At 67.0% G+C, this 16,531-nt stretch carries 15 protein-coding genes; 10 read left to right on the forward strand and 5 right to left on the reverse strand.

Going from position 1 to position 16,531, the window contains the following annotated elements; translation table 11 throughout:
• Nucleotides 1-367: 367 nt before the first annotated feature.
• The 4 genes from Dfulv_RS22075 to Dfulv_RS22090 form a co-directional block, all read right to left on the reverse strand.
• Nucleotides 368-2,056, reverse strand: a complete 1,689-nt coding sequence (locus Dfulv_RS22075) for a Na+/H+ antiporter (protein WP_259866299.1) — start codon at nt 2,054-2,056, stop codon at nt 368-370.
• A gap of 654 nt (nt 2,057-2,710) precedes the next feature.
• Complete coding sequence (locus Dfulv_RS22080) at nt 2,711-2,920, reverse strand: hypothetical protein (protein ID WP_259866301.1); 210 nt, start codon at nt 2,918-2,920, stop codon at nt 2,711-2,713.
• 303 nt (nt 2,921-3,223) lie between these two features.
• Nucleotides 3,224-4,207, reverse strand: coding sequence for a hypothetical protein (locus tag Dfulv_RS22085; protein WP_259866303.1), 984 nt, complete (start codon nt 4,205-4,207; stop codon nt 3,224-3,226).
• Nucleotides 4,208-4,450: 243 nt separating this feature from the next.
• Nucleotides 4,451-5,476, reverse strand: a complete 1,026-nt coding sequence (locus tag Dfulv_RS22090; protein ID WP_406568026.1) for an alpha/beta fold hydrolase — start codon at nt 5,474-5,476, stop codon at nt 4,451-4,453.
• A 324-nt stretch (nt 5,477-5,800) separates the two neighbouring features.
• Between Dfulv_RS22090 and Dfulv_RS48600 the strand changes: the two genes are divergently transcribed.
• On the forward strand, nt 5,801-6,466 hold the full coding sequence (locus Dfulv_RS48600; RefSeq protein WP_319805818.1) for a CBS domain-containing protein: 666 nt from the start codon (nt 5,801-5,803) through the stop codon (nt 6,464-6,466).
• A gap of 17 nt (nt 6,467-6,483) precedes the next feature.
• Entirely contained in the window at nt 6,484-6,702 is a 219-nt protein-coding gene (locus Dfulv_RS22100) for a hypothetical protein (protein ID WP_259866307.1), read from the forward strand.
• Between the two features lie 125 nt (nt 6,703-6,827).
• On the opposite strand, the gene Dfulv_RS22105 is transcribed toward Dfulv_RS22100, so the two are convergent.
• Complete coding sequence (locus tag Dfulv_RS22105; RefSeq protein ID WP_259866309.1) at nt 6,828-8,753, reverse strand: aconitate hydratase; 1,926 nt, start codon at nt 8,751-8,753, stop codon at nt 6,828-6,830.
• A gap of 339 nt (nt 8,754-9,092) precedes the next feature.
• Between Dfulv_RS22105 and Dfulv_RS22110 the strand changes: the two genes are divergently transcribed.
• The 8 genes from Dfulv_RS22110 to Dfulv_RS22145 all read left to right on the forward strand — a co-directional run bounded on the left by Dfulv_RS22110 (nt 9,093) and on the right by Dfulv_RS22145 (nt 16,527).
• Nucleotides 9,093-9,257, forward strand: coding sequence for a hypothetical protein (locus tag Dfulv_RS22110; RefSeq protein WP_259866311.1), 165 nt, complete (start codon nt 9,093-9,095; stop codon nt 9,255-9,257).
• A complete protein-coding gene (locus Dfulv_RS22115) occupies nt 9,254-9,718 on the forward strand; it encodes an SRPBCC family protein (protein ID WP_259866313.1) in 465 nt (154 codons plus the stop codon). Before Dfulv_RS22110 ends, Dfulv_RS22115 begins: the two co-directional genes overlap by 4 nt.
• A gap of 1,139 nt (nt 9,719-10,857) precedes the next feature.
• Nucleotides 10,858-11,616, forward strand: a complete 759-nt coding sequence (locus Dfulv_RS22120) for an IclR family transcriptional regulator (RefSeq protein ID WP_259866316.1) — start codon at nt 10,858-10,860, stop codon at nt 11,614-11,616.
• Nucleotides 11,617-11,717: 101 nt separating this feature from the next.
• On the forward strand, nt 11,718-11,996 hold the full coding sequence (locus Dfulv_RS22125) for a Zn-ribbon domain-containing OB-fold protein (RefSeq protein ID WP_259866317.1): 279 nt from the start codon (nt 11,718-11,720) through the stop codon (nt 11,994-11,996).
• Nucleotides 11,989-13,134, forward strand: coding sequence for a thiolase family protein (locus Dfulv_RS22130; protein WP_259866319.1), 1,146 nt, complete (start codon nt 11,989-11,991; stop codon nt 13,132-13,134). The genes Dfulv_RS22125 and Dfulv_RS22130 overlap by 8 nt, the downstream gene beginning before the upstream one ends.
• Before the next feature lie 26 nt (nt 13,135-13,160).
• On the forward strand, nt 13,161-14,393 hold the full coding sequence (locus Dfulv_RS22135) for a CaiB/BaiF CoA transferase family protein (protein ID WP_259866322.1): 1,233 nt from the start codon (nt 13,161-13,163) through the stop codon (nt 14,391-14,393).
• A gap of 71 nt (nt 14,394-14,464) precedes the next feature.
• Nucleotides 14,465-16,099: an ABC transporter substrate-binding protein gene (locus Dfulv_RS22140; RefSeq protein WP_259866324.1), complete on the forward strand. Its 1,635-nt coding sequence runs from the start codon at nt 14,465-14,467 to the stop codon at nt 16,097-16,099.
• 17 nt (nt 16,100-16,116) lie between these two features.
• Nucleotides 16,117-16,527 carry a RidA family protein gene (locus tag Dfulv_RS22145; protein ID WP_259866326.1) on the forward strand — a complete coding sequence of 137 codons (411 nt, stop codon included), beginning with the start codon at nt 16,117-16,119 and terminating at the stop codon, nt 16,525-16,527.
• Nucleotides 16,528-16,531: the final 4 nt, after the last annotated feature.

The following is a 16,531-nucleotide window of genomic DNA, read 5'->3' on the forward strand; positions in this document are numbered from 1 at the left end:
TGGGTGCTCAAGAAACCATAGCTGCCGGCCATCTACTGAACCTTCCGGGTCATTGGCCGCCTTCGCTCGGGAGCACTGGCGACCCCACGCGATGAAGGGCGCCCACCGGCTAGCGTGTGTAGCGGGGCGAACGAATCCACAGGCGGCCACCGCTGAGGCGGGACTTAGGGCCGACCAGGATATGACGCCGGATCTCGGAGATTCATCGGCGTCGCCAACACTAGCACGTCACGGCCGCTGGCAGCTCCTACAGATCAGAGGGCTCGCTGCTCGAGCCTTTTCGGGCGTGTAGCGCAAGCACTGCGGTCATCCGCTACCGGAATGGCGCGGTCGCACCGCGGCCGGGTGCGCGTCCTGCGCGCCGGACTCAGCGCGATGGCCTCGTGGGCAGCAGCCCTTCCTCGTGATCGAGTTCCCGTTCAAGCACGCGGAGGCCCTCATCCGGCAGTCTGCCGGCGTCACGCCACTGCACCAGTTCCTCCCGTTGGGCATCGATGACCTCCCGGCGGACGTACAACGCGGCTTCGTGTCGCGGCGACACCGGCACGTGGACCAGGTCGGTGCTGCTCAGCTGATCTCGTCGATCCTGATAATGAGTCAACTGGCCGCGGAGTTGTCCGCGCATCGTCTCGATCGCGTGGGTCTCGACGTCGTCGTGCGGTTGAGCCGCCAACTCGTCGAGCCTGGCCATGGCAGCCTCGACAGCGGCTGAGCGTGCCTCGTTGCGTAGCCGCGCCTGGTCGACCTCGTCGGCGCGCAGGCCGAGCGCCCGGACAAGCGGTGCGAAGGTGAGACCTTGACCCACCAGCGTGATCAGTACGACGACAAACGTGCAGAACAGCAGCAGATCGCGGTTCGGGAACGGAGCGCCGTTGGCGGTGACCAACGGCAGGGTGGAGATCGCCGCGAGGCTGATCACGCCTCGGGTGCCGGACCAACTGAGGGCTACGATGTCGCGGCCCGTGAGCCGCTGGGATACGCGATCGTGTGACGGTGCCACCCGCGTCTTGTCAGCCCCAGCGCGGTCGTCGTCGAAAGTCTGGCCACCCAGCCATGTGTGCAGCGATCGGGGCAGCGACTGGGTCAGCACCAGCCACACCGGGCGCAGCAGCAATACCACACCGACGGTGATCGTAACCGCGATGACAATCGTGGCCGGGTCGTACCGCGCGAGTCCACGCACGATCTCGGGCAACTGCTGCCCGATCAGCAGGAACACGAAGCCTTCGAGCAGGAATTCGACCAGCCGCCAGACCGCGCTCGTCTGCAGTCGGCTCGCGCCCGAGGCCGACCGTGGCCGGTGGTGCCCGACAATCAGCCCCGCGACGACCACCGCGAGCACACCCGAGACATGAACTTTTTCGCCGAGCAGGTAGGCCCCGAACGGGGTGGCCAGGGAGACGGCGTTCGCCATCAACGGGTCGCCGCCCAGAGGTCGCGTCAACAGCCGGACACCATAGGCGACCAGCGCTCCGGCCGCGACGCCACCAGCCGCGGCGATCAAGAACTGACCGAGCGCGGACGGCGCCGAGAAACCGCCACCGGTGGCTGAGGCGACGGCCACGCTGAGGATCGTGAGCGCCGTAGCGTCGTTGAGCAACCCTTCGCCCTGGATGAGCGTGAGAACTCTGGGTGGTAGGCCGACCTTGCGCCCGACTGCGAGCGCGGCCACCGGATCGGGCGGTGCGACCGCTGCTCCGATCGCGATACCGGTGGCCAGGGTCGCTCCCGCGACGAACCATTGGAAGCCGATGCCGATCATCACCGCATTGAGGAAGACCAACAGCACCGACAGGCTCACCACGGTACGGAGGTTGCGGCGGATCGCGAGCAGCGACGAGTCCAGGGCGGCGCTGTACAGCAGCGGTGGCAGGACGAACGCCAAAATGATGTCGGGGGGAAGGACGACATCGGGTCCCGGCAACAGGGCGTAACAGATGCCGATGATCGACAGAAGCGCCGCAGCCGGCAAGCCGGTCCGGTTTGCGACCCACCGCACCAATACGACCACAGCGACGGCGGCAAGCACGAAAAACAACATCGACTCGACGCTCATTGCGTCCATTCTCCCGGACCTGACCTACGAGGAGATGAGATGAGCGGCCCTACGCGGTGACCGCCGAGGCGTCGCGACACACCCGCTGACGGCACGGTCTGGAATCCGAAGAGGCACCATCGATGCCTACACGGTTCAGAACGAACCAGTACGCGTCTCACTGTACGGGGCCAGGCGCGTCCCGATGACGTGTGTGAAGTTCAGCATGGCGTCACAAACTTCTGTGTCTCGCCTTTGGGTTTCTGTGCCTTGGCGCGCCGCACCCGAGGTCCAAACCGCGTCAGCGTTGTGTGACCGCGTAGACATCCTCACCCTACGCCCGAATCGCACCGGGTCCAGGATGATGCGAGCCCCTCTCTCCTCCCCGCGCGATGCGCGATCTCGCATACCGCGAGGCGGCACCGTCTCGACGGTCTCGGTGGCGGCGATGTTGTACCGCCGCCTCTACGACGGTGAACGCGATGCCGCGCTCGGCAAGATGCCGGGCGCGGTGGCTCAAGAATCAACCTGGACAGGGAACACAGGTCGGCGGGTCAGGTGTCGAACAGATATGCTTCGTCGGTGCCCCGGCATCTGCGGCACTGTAGGCCAGCACCGAGACGGCGCGGCGCTGCGGGGAGCTACAGATGATGCCGATTCGGCTCGGAGACGCTGTTATTCGTGAGGTCCGTTTGGGTCTCGACCGGGTACCAGCGTCAGTCGGACGCCGTCTCGCAGTTCCTCGACGCGGAAACGTTCCGCTTGGCCGCTGTCGGGCAGCATAGCGTCGTAGAGCTCAGCGTTGCTGATCTCGATCGTGCCGCCCGCCCTGCCGATCAGGACGCTGAGAATGGCGCGTAGATTGACGTCGCTGAGGTACTGCACGTGGGCCGCCTCCACCCGTGAGACGACGTTCCTGGCACCGAGTGGTGCGCAGTGTGCCGTCCGGTCATCGATACTACCCGTTCAGGGCACCAGCGCCCCGCCAAGCGTTGACGGTGTTCGCCGTGGTCCTGCGGCAAGGCTCGTACCCACCCTGGCGGCGCTGTGGCTGTGATGCGTCGTCCCGGCGAACTCCGGGACGACGGCACGTAGGCGGTCTGTCGAATCTACCGGGCGGTCCTCACCGCCGTACTCACCCGCGGAAGGCCCGGCAGCGGTGGGGCCTCCCGCGGCGCGCGGCGTGTGTCAGGCGGCAACGGCGACCTGAACTTCAGGGGCGTTGAGGATCGAGGACCGGTCCTTGTGGCCGCGCTCGTGGTCCAGCACCGCGCGGATCTGGTCCTCGTCAACCTCCCGCAGCCGGGCACGGATCTCGCCCACGTTCATCTGGTCGTACCCCGGCCACGGCTCCGCGCTGTGCAGCTCCTGGATGGCTTCCAGGATCGGCATCCGGTTGTGCGTCGCCCACTCGTAGGCCTCGACGGTGGCCAGGTCCGACTGGGACAGCCGCGTCAGCCGGTCACGGATCTGCTTCACCGACAGATTGTCGTAGTCCGGGATGACGGACCGGGCTTCCTGCCTGACGGCCTCGCGCCGGGCGGACTGCAGTACGTCAGCGGCCCCGTCCCGCAACCGATGCATGCTCTCCCGCAACTGCGGCAGTCCCAGCATCTGCACCACGCCGATAGTTCCGATCTGGTACACCGGCTCGCCCTCGACCTCCTCGAGGATCACCGCCTCCGCGAGCCGGTCCAAGGACGCGTAGCACTCCGACAGCATCTCTTCGCTCTCCGCCTGTAGGTCGACAGCGAGCTTCGCGGTGCGCTCATCCCTGCCGGTGTGGGTGATCTGAGCCAGCGCCCGATAGTTGGCGTCCAGTACGGCCGTGGCCGCACACAGGTCACGGGCGTTCTTCAACACCCGCTCCTCACCACCCGGGCCCCGCAGCAGCTGCGCCGGTACCGTTGCCAACGCCACGGCCTGCCCGCCCGTCACCCGGACGATGTCCATGCCCAGATGCCGGATGCCGCGGCGGGCTCCCAGCTCACCCAGCCGGTCCGACACCCGGGACACCCGCTCACGGGACCGTTGCCGCTGCGACTCCAGCCGCCGTCGATAATCCCCCTCCGGGGTGACGGCGATGTTGACGGCGAGCATGGTGGTCAAGGCGTACTCCGCCGCGCGTGCGTCTTGCAGATACTGAACGACCTTCTCTCGGACAGTCGCCATGTCGTTACTCCTTGGAAATCGGCGAAATCGTGGTGAGATCGGTTCCGGATCGGCTGTTCCTGCAGACAGCCGGTTCCCCGGAGACGCCCGGCAAACCGGCCGGCCCCCACATCGGCACACGGCACGACCGTCATCACCCGAAATCCGGCCACGAACTGACCCGTCCGGGGCGTGTGAGGCAGCGTAGGCGCCGGCGCAGCATCGAGACCCATTTGGGCACAGCAGCAGCCGCTACCGCCGGGGCTACTGCCCACTCGTCGACGTTCGACGCGCGTGCCCGTGGCGATCAGATCCGCTCATGCTCCGGGACACGTTCCGCGCCACGGTCTCGGCCGTGTCGCAGGCGGTGGCCCGGTCCGTGTTGCGGTCGGTGCTACGCCGTGTTCCGCGGTGCTCCATCTCGGTCAGTGCGCGGTCGATCGTCAACCGCAGCGCCTCGTTCACCTCGTCCCGGCATTCCAGCGGAAGCATGTGCCCGCCCTCCGGACACACGACCAGGTGTGCCTGCGGGACGGCGGCGGCGATGTTGGTGGCGCAGGCGAGCGGGGTGAGCCGGTCACGGGCACCGACGAGCACCGTCACCGGGATCTGGGGCAGCGCTGCCAGTTCGGCTAGGCGCCGGTGCGTGTCAACCGCCGCACCGAACGCGCCGATGGTTCGCAGCGACGTCCGCGCCACGATGCTCGTCACCAGATTGAGGTCTTCAATCTGGGCAGGCGCACCGAAGGCCAGCCAACGCACGCTGCGGCGCAGCAACTGCCGGGGCATCCAATGGGGCCGCAAGTGGCCCACATGAGCCAGCAGCCAACACCCGGCCAGCTCACCGGCACGGACCGCCGGTGCCAACGCCGGACTGAACCCGTACGTGGTGTGCAAGGCACCCTCCGCGGTGGTGGACACCAGCACCACCCCGCACACGTGCTCGGCGAAATGCGCCGGATGGCGGTGTGCATACTCGATGATCGTCATACCGCCGAGCGAATGGCCGACAAGCACCACCCGATCGGTCGGCGTGACAGCACCGAGCACCTCAGCAAGATCATCAGCGAGCCGGCCCAGCGTCGCGGTGGTCCGCGTCACCGGCCCCGAACGGCCATGACCACGCGCGTCGTAGGCAACAACTGCGACGTCGCCGAGAGCATCGACCTGCCAGGACCACACACGCCGGTCCAGCGACCAACCATGCAACAGCACGACCGTCGGTGCACCCTTCGCAGGGCCGTGCCGTTCATAACTCAGGTGGGCCCCATCGCTGGTCACGAAGTCCATGGAAAACCGCCCCACAGTCTGACGATTCCAGCACGCCGTCTCAATCATGTCTCACTAGTTCGACACGCGAGCACCGGCGACTATTCCCAAGTTGAGCAAGGAGAAACCCAATCCGACATCGCGTGTGGGACAGCCTGCGGCACCATCCCAGGCACAAGCTGGCAGCGTCCGCGCGGCAAGCTGTCGCACGGTGCCCCGGTGATCAGCGGAAACCGCCCTGATCAGTGCATCGGGATGTGAGTCGTACCGGCGGCGGCGTAGCTTGGCAGGTGAGTACTGCTGTATGGCTCTTGCGCTGCGGTTGCGCAGGAGAGGAGGGTCGTCGTGGCCTTCGACAAAGCCTTCGACACAGTAAAGGCGTCCACGAAGCGCGGCCTGGCGTCAGGTCGGGCGCGTATGGAGCGGACGCGAGCCCAGCGGCAACGTGCCAAGCTGCTGCAGGAACTCGGTGAGGTCTGCTACGCCGAGCACACCGGCCAGGCGACACACGACGCCGTGGCCGACAAGCTCGACGCGCTGGATTACTACGAGCAGACGGTACGCGAACGACCGTCGGCTCGCCGGGAGCCGGAGCGGCAGGCGAGAGACATCATGCACCCGGACGCCGAGTGCGTCGACGAGAATGAGAGCCTGGCGACCGCCGCGCGGAAGATGCGCGACCTGGGCGTCGGCTCGCTGCCGATCTGCGGTGCGGACGATCGCCTGCATGGCATCATCACCGACCGTGACATCGCGGTGAAGTGCATCGCGGAGGGAAAGGATCCCAACCAGGTCACGGCGCGTGACCTCGCCCAGGAGACGCTGATCTGGGTCGACGCCAGCGCCGACGTCGACGAGGTGCTGCACCAGATGGAGGACCACCAGATCAAGCGGCTGCCCGTCATCGAGAACCATCGCCTGGTCGGCATCATCAGCGAGGCCGACCTGGCCCACAACCTCGACGAGCACCGGCTCGCCGAGTTCGTCGAGAAGGTCTACGCCACGTCCTGACCCCGACGAATCCGTCCATGACCATCGCCGACCGAGTCGGCGTATTCCTCGCTTCCGGCACACACCACCCAGGGCAGCGTCCTCGGGCGGTGGCCCTGCTGGGCGCGCTGGTCGGCCACGGCGCCGGCTTGATAGTCGGCCTGTGCCCGGCCCTGATCATTGCCGCTGTCTCGTTCTGGGCCGGCGCCGTGCTCACCCTGTCCACCATTCACCGCACCGCTGGCGTCTGGCGGTGACGGCAAGGCTGCGTCGCCGGCCGCTGGTCAGGTGAATTCGGCCGGTGTTCCCGCGGCGAGTCGGCCACGGCGGCGGCACTGCCGAGACATCGATGCTCAAGGACTCATATCAGTGGACGAGGTTGCTATCTACGGGCGGCCAGGGCGGGGATGCGGCCACCGGCGAGCAGTATGTTGATCTGCCGGGCGGACAGCCGGTGCCGGGCATGCAGGATCGTGTCTCGGGTGGCGTTGTGGACGGTGATGTCGGTGCCGGCGTGCAGGGCCTGCGCCACATCCCGCACGATGAGCCGGTCGCCGACCTCAGGTGTCCTGCCGTCATACTCCAGCGGCAGGACACCGAAGTTGATCAGGTTTTGCCAGTGGATGCGGGCGTAGGAACGGGCGAGGACGAGCCGGAGGCCGAGCGAGCGCGGCGCGAGGACCGCGTGTTCGCGGGAGGAGCCCTGACCGTAGTTGCGGCCGGCGACGATCGCGTGTGCGCCCTGGTCCCGGACGCGGGTGACGTATTCGCTGTCGACCCGGGCGAACGTGAATTCGGCCAGCTTCGCGATGTTGCTGCGGTAGGGCAGCGCCTCCGCGCCGGCCTGCAGGATCTCGTCGGTGGACAGGTCGTCCCCAACCGTGATCGCCACGGCCACCTCGAGGTCGTCGGGCATCGGGTCGAGGTCGGGCAGGGTGCCGATGCTCGGCGCCTTGTCCAGTTGGACCCGGACAGCCTCACCGGCAGGCCGCGGCGGTTCGAGCATGGCCCGGTTCACCGCCGATCGGCTCGGCAGGGACAGGGTCGGGCACGCGACGCCGACCTGCCGGGGGTCGGTGATCTCGCCGGTCAGTGCCGCCGCGGCCGCGGTCTCTGGCGAGCACAGCCAGACCCGGTCGTCGACGGTGCCGGAACGGCCGGGGAAGTTCCGCGGCATGGTGCGCAGGCTGTTGTGTCCGACCGCCGGCGCCTGCCCCATGCCGATGCAGCCCAGGCAGCCGGTCTGATGCAGCCGCGCCCCGGACTGGATCAGCGAGAGCGTTGCGCCCATGCCGGTGAGATCGGCGAGAATCTGCCGCGACGACGGGTTGACATCCAGCGATACCTGCGGATGCGCCTGTCGGCCGGCGAGCACCGCCGCTACCATCGCGAAGTCGCGCAGTCCGGGGTTGGCCGAGGAACCGACCACGACTTGGTGCACCGGTGTGCCGGCGACCTGTGCCACCGGCACGACGTCGCCAGGCGAGCCCGGGCGCGCGATCAGCGGCACCAGGCTGGACAGGTCGACCTCGTCGGTCAGGTCGTAGCCGGCACCGTCGTCGGCCGTCAGCTCCGCGAAGTCGGCCACGCGGTCCTCGGCGGCCAGGAACTCGCGCACCCGGTCGTCGGCAGGGAACACCGTCGTGGTGGCCCCCAGCTCGGCGCCCATGTTCGCGATCACGTGCCGGTCCATCGCCGCCAGCCCGGCCAGGCCCGGCCCGTGGTACTCGACGATCCGGTGCACGCCGCCGTCGACGCCGTGGCGGCGCAGCATCTCCAGGATCACGTCCTTGGCGCTGATCCAGGGCGGTAGTTCACCGGTGAGGCGCACGCCCCAGATCTCCGGCATGGTGAGGTACAGCGGCTCGCCCGCCATGGCCATCGCCACGTCCAGGCCGCCCACCCCGATCGCGAGCATGCCCAGCGAACCGGCCGCGCAGGTGTGCGAGTCCGACCCGATCAGCAGCTTCCCGGGCACGCCGAAGCGCTGCATGTGCGTCGGGTGTGACACCCCGTTGCCCGGTTTGGAATACCACAGCCCGAACCGCCGGCAGGCCGAGCGCAGGAACAGGTGATCGGCCATGTTCCGCTCGTCGGCCTGCAGCAGATTGTGGTCCACGTACTGCACCGACACCTCGGTGCGCACCTGATCCAGGCCGAGCGCCTCCAACTCCAGCATGACCATCGTGCCCGTGGCATCCTGGGTCAACGTCTGATCGACCCGCAGCCCGACCTCCCGCCCCGGCATCGGCTGACCCGCCACGAGGTGGGACCGGATCAACTTCTGCGCGACGTTCAGCGGAGCCATACGGCCCGGTTACCCGACGGACTCGACCTCAACCAGGCCTCGGACGCTCCCGTCGATCCGGGCACACGGCCGATACGTATCGAACCAAGTGTCCGTCGCCAATGATGTCGGGCATTCGAGGACGCGCCGGATGCGTGTCCGCAGCGCGGGCGGGTGCAGGCCGCCGTGCGCCGGCCAGGATTGTGGGTCCAACAATGGCAGGGCGCAGCGGGCGGTGGTGCCGGCTGGCCACGGCGATGCCGGCAGCAGCACTCGCCTCGATGCAGGTGTCCAACTGCACCCGGGCCGAGACTGTTGTGTCGATCAGCACAGCACCGGTACACCCATCCACCGCACGGCGTGCCGTCCGAGCAGGCCGAGCGCGCCGCGCTGCTCATGTACTACGGCGGTGACCTCGTCGACCTGGTGCTGATCGTGATGTGGTACCGCACGAGAATGCGACGTTATTCGTGGACGCTGCGGGGCATCTGGCGCACGAGAACTGCTGCAAGGAGGTTGCGATGAGCACGGTCACTGAGTCCATCGACGTCCATGTGCCGGTGCACACGGCATACAACCAGTGGACGCAGTTCGAGTCGTTCCCTCAGTTCATGGGCGGCGTCGAGGAGATCAGGCAGCTCGACGACCAGCACACGCACTGGGTGACCAGGATCGGCGGCGTCCGCCGAGAGTTCGACGCCGAGATCACTGAACAACACCCCGACCAGCGGATCGCGTGGAAGAGCACCGGCGGCGAAACCATGCATGCCGGCGTGGTGAGCTTCCAGCCCCTCGGCGAGCAGGACACCCGCGTTACCGTCCAGATGGGCTGGGAGCCATCGGGTATCGCCGAGAAAGCCGGCAGTGCCGTCGGTATCGATGAGCGACAGGTGAAGGCGGACGTCAGGCGGTTCAAGGAGTTCATCGAGCAGCGCGGCGACGCCACTGGCGCATGGCGCGGCGACATCCCACGTTCAGGCGCATAGCAGGCCCCGCCCGAGCCCGCTCTCGCCAGCGTGCGGGCGCGGGCTCCAGCGGTCATTCCTCGGAGAGGGGGCCTCGCCCGGGACTGGGCGGGCCACCTGCGCGACCGGCCCGGACTCTGCGCGCCGCGAACCATCCCGGGACTACCGTTCAGGCGGTCTGGCACACCAGGCGCCGCACTAAGGACAGACCCCACCACCGTCTCTGCGCCAGAGCCGATCTCCTGACAGGCCCGTCGTGACAACCCCGGCCCCGGAACAGGCCATCGGCCCGCGGCAAGCGTGTCGATGCGATCCATGCCGCACTGGCCGAGCAGCACATCGCACCGGCAGAGCACCTCCTCGACAGCGGCTACGTCACACCCGAAACGGTTCACCTGGCTGAGACTGCGCACGGGATCACCATTGTCGGGCCGGTCCGCCAGGATCCACATGCCGTCGAGCGACCCGGTTCGCGAAGGAAGACTTCCACATCGACTGGCAGACCGAGACCATCACGTGTCCACAAGGGACATCCAGTCCATGCTGAAACCGACAGCCGCGGACGGCAAATTGCGACTGTCGGTGCTGTTCCGGCGAGCGGACTGCCGCACCTGCACGGCCACCGGCACCAACATCGTCAGGCAGCGACCCTGACAGACCTTGTTCGACCGCGTCCACGGCTCACCCGCCATGGCATGACCCGAACCAGCCGCCCCACCCCGGGTCCAGCCACCACCACGGAGCATGCCGGAAACGCCGGCGGATCAACCACGCCTACCACAACAGACATCCATCGGCGCCATTCGGTCAGCCGATACGGTTGCCCGCACCAAGATCGTCGGTGGATCGAGGCGGAGTCCTGTTGGTCGGCCGACTCGACCCGGTCGACCGACGCGGTCTCCGGGATCTGGCTGGCGTCGATCACTTCCCAGCCGGCATCAGCCGTCGATGGTTGGCAAGGTCATCCGATGATCTGCAACCCCTTGACATGACGCTTGTCACGAAGGTTAGGTATATGGAACACCTGTTCCGTTCAACGGAACAGGCGGGCAGGTCGCGCGATCGGCACCTACAGATCGGGCGGGGTGAGTGTCGCTCTGCATCTGAGAGATGGGTTGGTTGTGACAACGAGAGATCCCACTACACGGGCACTTGAAGTCTTGCGGTACATCGTGGAGTCGGCCCAGGACCCGACATCTGCCCGCAGGATCGCCGCCGAGATCGGGATGCCATCCACGACAGTTCATCGAGCGCTCTCGTCATTGGTCGCGGTCGGCATGCTGGCCCACAATCCCACCACCCAGCTTTACGAACTGGGACCCGCGCTGCACAGGATGGCCCGGCTTGTGACGGCCCGGCATCCCCTCTCGGACTTGGTCGTTCCCTACCTGCAGAACCTGACGCAGCTAACCGGCGAGACGTCGCACATCGGCCAGTACGACCAAAGCCGCCACGAGATGATGTTCATCTCCCAGGTGCAGGGGTCCCGCGCCCTGCGGTACGTCGTACCACTGCATTCCTGGGTGCCGTTGTACCTCGGGGCGAGCGGCCTCGCGATCCTCGCCTTTCTCGATGGCGACAGTCAGAACCTGGTCATCGAGCGCGCATCGAAGGAGCTGGGCGGGAAGGTCACCGGACTCCGGGAGCGCCTGGCCGAGGTACGCCTGAAGGGCTACGCCATCTCGCACGGCCAGCGCCTTCCTGGTGCGGTCGGCATTGCCGCACCGCTGCGCGGTGCGGGCAGCTCGGTGATAGGCGACGTCGTGCTCACCATTCCCGAGGTGCAGTTCGACGAGGCCAAGACGGACGAGTACGCCCGTCTGGTCATGGAGTGCGCGCAGGAGATCACCACTGCGCTTGGCGGCCCCGCGGACCAGGACGGTTCTCCGCGGACGTCAATCGAGGAACCGGAGGAATGACAATGTCCACTGCCGCTCAGCTGTCCGGTATGCGTTGCACCGCCTGTGGCCAGGGGACGGTGCAAGCGGAAAGGTACTGCGCCCACGGCTGTGGCCAGACCATGGTCGAGGCTGACTTCTCGGCGACGGGGACGGTGTACGCCTCGACCCTCATCCACGTATCGGCGCCGAACCTGCCAAACCCGTACCACGTCGGCTACGTCGATCTGCCGGAGGGGGTGCGGATATTCGGGCACTTCGCGACGGCGGACCCCGTTCCGCCGGACTGCCGTGTCCGTGTGGTTGCGCACGAGCGTCCCGACGACCAGACCGGCCCGTTCGTGCGATTTCGCTTTTTCCTTGATGGACCTTCCAACGGGCGGAGGAACGAGAATGGGTGACGTCGCAGCCTGGATCAGCGGTGCGGGCAGTACGCGCTTCGTCGACGCCTCACCGGACACGTTCGAGGCGATGGGCCAGGAAGCGGTCGTCGCCGCAGCGGCCGACGCCGAGGTGGACCTGCGCGACGTGGACCTGTTCGTCTGCGGCACCGGCTACGGCGGTCCGCTTGCTGGGCAGCGGATCGCCGCGGGAATCGGCTTGTCCGGCAGGAAGATCGTCAATACCGAGAATGCATGCTCCAGTGGAAGCACCGCCCTGGAACTGGCGGTGCAGTCTATCGCGAACGGCCAGGCGCGCACCGCGGTGGTGCTCGGGATCGACAAGCTGAGCGCGCTCGGCAGGGGCGCGCTCCCGCTGTCGCAGGACGACCCCGAGGTCCAGCAGGGCCTGATCATGCCTGGTGTCTACAGCATGCGGGCACAGCGGTACCTCCGCGAGACAGGGGCAACCGAGTCCGATCTCGCTGCTGTGGCGGTGAAGGCCCGGCGAAACGGCGCTCTCAACCCACTTGCGAGACAGCAGACGGCGGTGTCCACCGAAGATGTGCTGAGTTCCCGTCCGGTCGCGGACCCGTTGCGACTGTTCATGTGCTGCCCCCGAGCCGATGGTGCTGCGGCGGTCGTGATCACCGCTTCCCCCCGGACCACCCCCGGTGTGCCCCGGGTCGGAATTCGTGCCCTGGTGCTGGGCGCTGGCCGCTTCACAAACGGCTTCCGGGACATGACGCGCAGCGAGCTTTCCGAGCGGATGGCGGCAGAGGCGTACCGGCAGGCCTCTCTCGGTCCGCAGGACATGCAGGTGGCCGAGGTCCACGACGCTTTCGCCATCGCTGAGTTGATGTACTACGAGTCCCTGGGCTTCGCCGAGCCGGGGGAGGGCTGGCGGCTGATCCGGTCGGGAGAGACAGACATCGGTGGCCGCATCGCCGTAAATCCCGGCGGAGGCTTGATCGCCCGCGGGCACCCAGTCGGCGCGACCGGGATCGTTCAACTGTGTGAGGCGTATTGGCAGATCACCGGCGGAGCCGGCTCCCGCCAGGTCCCTGACGTGCGGAACGTGATTACGCACTGCACCGGTGGCGGCATCGCGGGATTCGACCATGGCGCCTGTGCTGTGTCGATTGTGAGTGCCGCATGACCGCCAATCGATCCGACCCTGGTCACATGCTCGACGGGGTACGGGTGCTGGATCTGACTCAGTTCCTGTCCGGGCCGTTCGGATCTCAGATGCTCGCTGATCTGGGCGCGGAGGTCATCAAGATCGAGCCACGGGGTGGGGACAGCTCTCGGGCCATCCCTCCGCACTTCGTGCGCGGCGACAGTGCCTACTTCCACGCCGTGAACCGGGGCAAGAAGAGTGTGCAGATCGACCTGAAGTCTCCTGCGGGACGAGCGGTCTTTCTGGAGTTGGTCCGCACCGCGGACGTCGTATTCGACAACTTCCGTCCCGGAGTGCTCGAGCGACTGCAGCTAGACCACGCCCAGTTGGAGCGGGTGAATCCAAAGATCATTACCTGTAGCGTGACCGGGTTCGGGGAACATGGGCAGTACCGGGACCGTCCCGCCTACGACGCGATCGTGCAGGCGATGTCCGGCGGGATGAGCCTGACCGGACACGCCGGTGCCCCGCCGGCGCGGATGGGGATCCCGATCGGTGACCTATCCGCAGGAATGTACGCCGCGACCGCTATCGCGGCGAGCCTGGTAAGGCTGCACCGTACCGGCGCCGGCGACCACATCGAGATCGCGATGCTGGACTGCCAGCTCGCCATGTTGACGTACCAGGCGGCGTACTACCTCTTCAGCGGAGCGGTCCCTGGACCTCAGGGTAGCGGTCATGTCAGCATTCCCACTTACCGGTCCTTCCGGTGCGCTGACGACAGGTACGTCATGGTCACGGCGAACACCGAGGCGATGTGGAGATCCCTCTGCGCCGCGATCGGCGTGGCCGAGCTGGCCGATGACCCACGGTTCGTCGATGCCGGGGCGCGTCTGCGGAACCAGGTGGAGCTATGGGTGCGCCTGGAACCGGCCTTCCGGGAGTTGCCGGCGGAGGAGGCGCTCGCGCGCCTGGTCAACGCCGGGGTGCCCGCCGCGCCCATGAACACGGTGGCCGATGCGCTCGACGATGCCAACACCGCGGATCGCGAGATGCTCCTGGAGCTGATCAGTGCCGAGGGAGCGGTGGTCATGGTGAGTGGTAACCCGATCAAGAGCACCCGGGGTGGCTGCCGCGGCCCGCACGACCACCAGTTCCCACCGCGACTCGGTGGGCAGACCGCGGAGGTCCTGGCCGATCTCCTCGGATACGAGGCAGCACACATAGAACGACTGAGGCGTCAGGGCGCCGTCGGAGCGTTCGAGAGTGACACCCCTTCGAAAGGCCTCGCGAACTAGCCGGTTCGACTGACGGCATAGGAGCACGTATCCGCCATCGACGCAATTCTCTGGAACGGAGACCGAAGATAATGAAACAGGAGCCGAACGAGCACCCAGTCACCAGGTTACCCCTGTCGCGCCGCAGCTTCCTCCTCGGCGGCTCGGGCGCGCTCGGCCTATTCGCGCTCGGCGGTCCGCTGCTGTCCGGATGTGGCAGTGCTGCGTCAGCCGGTGCCAACGCGGCGACTGTGGCTCTCCAGGCGCCGATCGTCAGCCTCGACCCACCACTGATCAACAGTATTCCCGTGGCCGCTGGCGTCCGCCACATGCTGGAAAGCTTCGTCAGCCTGGACGCCTCAGGCAAAATTGTCCCAGCTCTCGCCGAGTCCTGGGAGGTATCGGCCGATCGTACGACGTGGTTACTCCACCTCCGGCAAGGCGTGACCTTCCACGACGGCTCCAAATGGACCGCCGAGGTCGCCAAGATGAACCTCGACCGCTACCTGGGGCGCCCGGCGGACTTTCCACGCGCGCAAAGCTACGGGTTCATCGACAAGGTCACCACCATCGACGAGCATACACTGCAGGTGCACACCGCATCACCTCAGGCCGGCTTCCTGAACTGGACAAGCTACTTCGCGCTGGGCTTCCACAGTGGAGAGTCGCTGGAGAAGTACAAGGACGAGGTTGCGCTGCGCGGCGTCGGCACGGGCCCGTTCAAGATGGTCAACTTCGTGCCGAACGAGCGCCTGGAGATGGAGCGCTTCGACGGCTACTGGGGTACCAAGGCCAAGCTGGACAAGCTGACCATCCGCACCGTACCGGACGCGTCCAGCCGGATCGCGATGGTGGAGACCGGCGAGGCGCATGTCGCGGTCGGCGTGCCACCGGCGATGGTACCGACCGTCCAGAAGTCCAAGTCGATGGCCCTGCTGTCGACGCCCAGCGTGCGCATGGTCTTCATCGGCATCAACAGCCAGCACGCCGACCTGAAGGACGTCCGGGTGCGGCGGGCCCTCAACTACGCGGTCGACGCGGCCAAGATCCTTGAGACCGTCCTGCACAAGCAGGGCACCCTCGCCAGGTCGGTCGTGCCGGAAATGATTCCCGGCTTCACCGCCCAGACCCCATACGGCTACGACCCGCAGCGGGCCGCCCAGCTTCTGGACGAGGCGGGCTGGACCGTCGGCGCCGGAGGCGTCCGGGCCAAGGACGGCCGACCGTTGAAGCTCACGATCCAGACCACCGACGGCTACACCCCGGGAGACCGTTCCACCTGCGAAGCCGTCCAGAGCTACCTGGCCGAGGCCGGGGTACAGGCCGACCTGTCGATCATCGACCAGAACGGCTACTTCGCAGCGATGCAGAAGCCGGCCTCGATCACGACGACGACCCTCAACTACTTCGCCTACGGCTCCAGCATCGTGGACCCGGGACACGCGCTCGGCGTGCTGGAGGGCTCCTGGACGAACATCAACAGCATCTACGCCCGCTACCGCAATGCCGAGTTCGACGCGGCGTACAAGAAGGTCGTGACCTCGGTGGACGACCAGGCCGCCCTTGCCGAGGCGGCGGCCGGCGCGCAGAAGGTCGCCTGGGACGACGCGCCGTGGATCTTCCTGTTCTCGCTGAACAGCCTGCTCGCCAATAGCGACACGATCGAAGGGCTCACCGACGCCCCGCACGAGTTCTACAACCTGACCGCGGCGACGATCCGCGCCTGACACAGGAGGTAACGACCATGGGCAATAAGGAGACGCAAGCGCCGACGCGGCGTGTCGTCAACCTGACCGGCATCCCCCAACCACTGGCGCACAAAAGCATGGCCGTAGTCAGCGGCAACACCATCTACGTCTCGGGTCAGCTCGGCAAGGGCGACGACGGCAAACCGCTGCCGACCCTCCGGGAACAGGGATACCAGGCCATGCGGCAGCTTGAGGCAATCCTCAAGGCGGCCGGCTCCGATCTGAACCATATCCTCCGGATGGGCATCTACGTCACCGACATCAACGGTCTGATGACGATCTCGGACATCAAGAAGGAACTCATCCCCAACGACCCGCCAGCCAGCTTCGGGTACGAGGTCTCGGCGCTGGCGCTCGGGGCGCTCGTCGAGATTGACGCCATAGCGGTGGTTGCCGAGGGTGTGTAGGACA

The organism is Dactylosporangium fulvum (genome assembly GCF_025137375.1).
Lineage (GTDB): Bacteria > Actinomycetota > Actinomycetes > Mycobacteriales > Micromonosporaceae > Dactylosporangium > Dactylosporangium fulvum.

Excerpts from the sequence above, each read along its gene's own strand:
- Dfulv_RS22115 (WP_259866313.1), top strand. The coding sequence starts at position 9,254 with ATGAGCACGGTCACTGAGTCCATCGACGTCCATGTGCCGGTGCACACG.
- Dfulv_RS22145 (WP_259866326.1), top strand. The coding sequence starts at position 16,117 with ATGGGCAATAAGGAGACGCAAGCGCCGACGCGGCGTGTCGTCAACCTG.
- Dfulv_RS22100 (WP_259866307.1), top strand. The coding sequence starts at position 6,484 with ATGACCATCGCCGACCGAGTCGGCGTATTCCTCGCTTCCGGCACACAC.
- Dfulv_RS22130 (WP_259866319.1), top strand. The coding sequence starts at position 11,989 with ATGGGTGACGTCGCAGCCTGGATCAGCGGTGCGGGCAGTACGCGCTTC.
- Dfulv_RS22105 (WP_259866309.1), bottom strand. The coding sequence starts at position 8,753 with ATGGCTCCGCTGAACGTCGCGCAGAAGTTGATCCGGTCCCACCTCGTG.
- Dfulv_RS22085 (WP_259866303.1), bottom strand. The coding sequence starts at position 4,207 with ATGGCGACTGTCCGAGAGAAGGTCGTTCAGTATCTGCAAGACGCACGC.
- Dfulv_RS22125 (WP_259866317.1), top strand. The coding sequence starts at position 11,718 with ATGGTCGAGGCTGACTTCTCGGCGACGGGGACGGTGTACGCCTCGACC.
- Dfulv_RS22140 (WP_259866324.1), top strand. The coding sequence starts at position 14,465 with ATGAAACAGGAGCCGAACGAGCACCCAGTCACCAGGTTACCCCTGTCG.
- Dfulv_RS22075 (WP_259866299.1), bottom strand. The coding sequence starts at position 2,056 with ATGAGCGTCGAGTCGATGTTGTTTTTCGTGCTTGCCGCCGTCGCTGTG.
- Dfulv_RS22090 (WP_406568026.1), bottom strand. The coding sequence starts at position 5,476 with ATGGACTTCGTGACCAGCGATGGGGCCCACCTGAGTTATGAACGGCAC.
- Dfulv_RS22135 (WP_259866322.1), top strand. The coding sequence starts at position 13,161 with ATGCTCGACGGGGTACGGGTGCTGGATCTGACTCAGTTCCTGTCCGGG.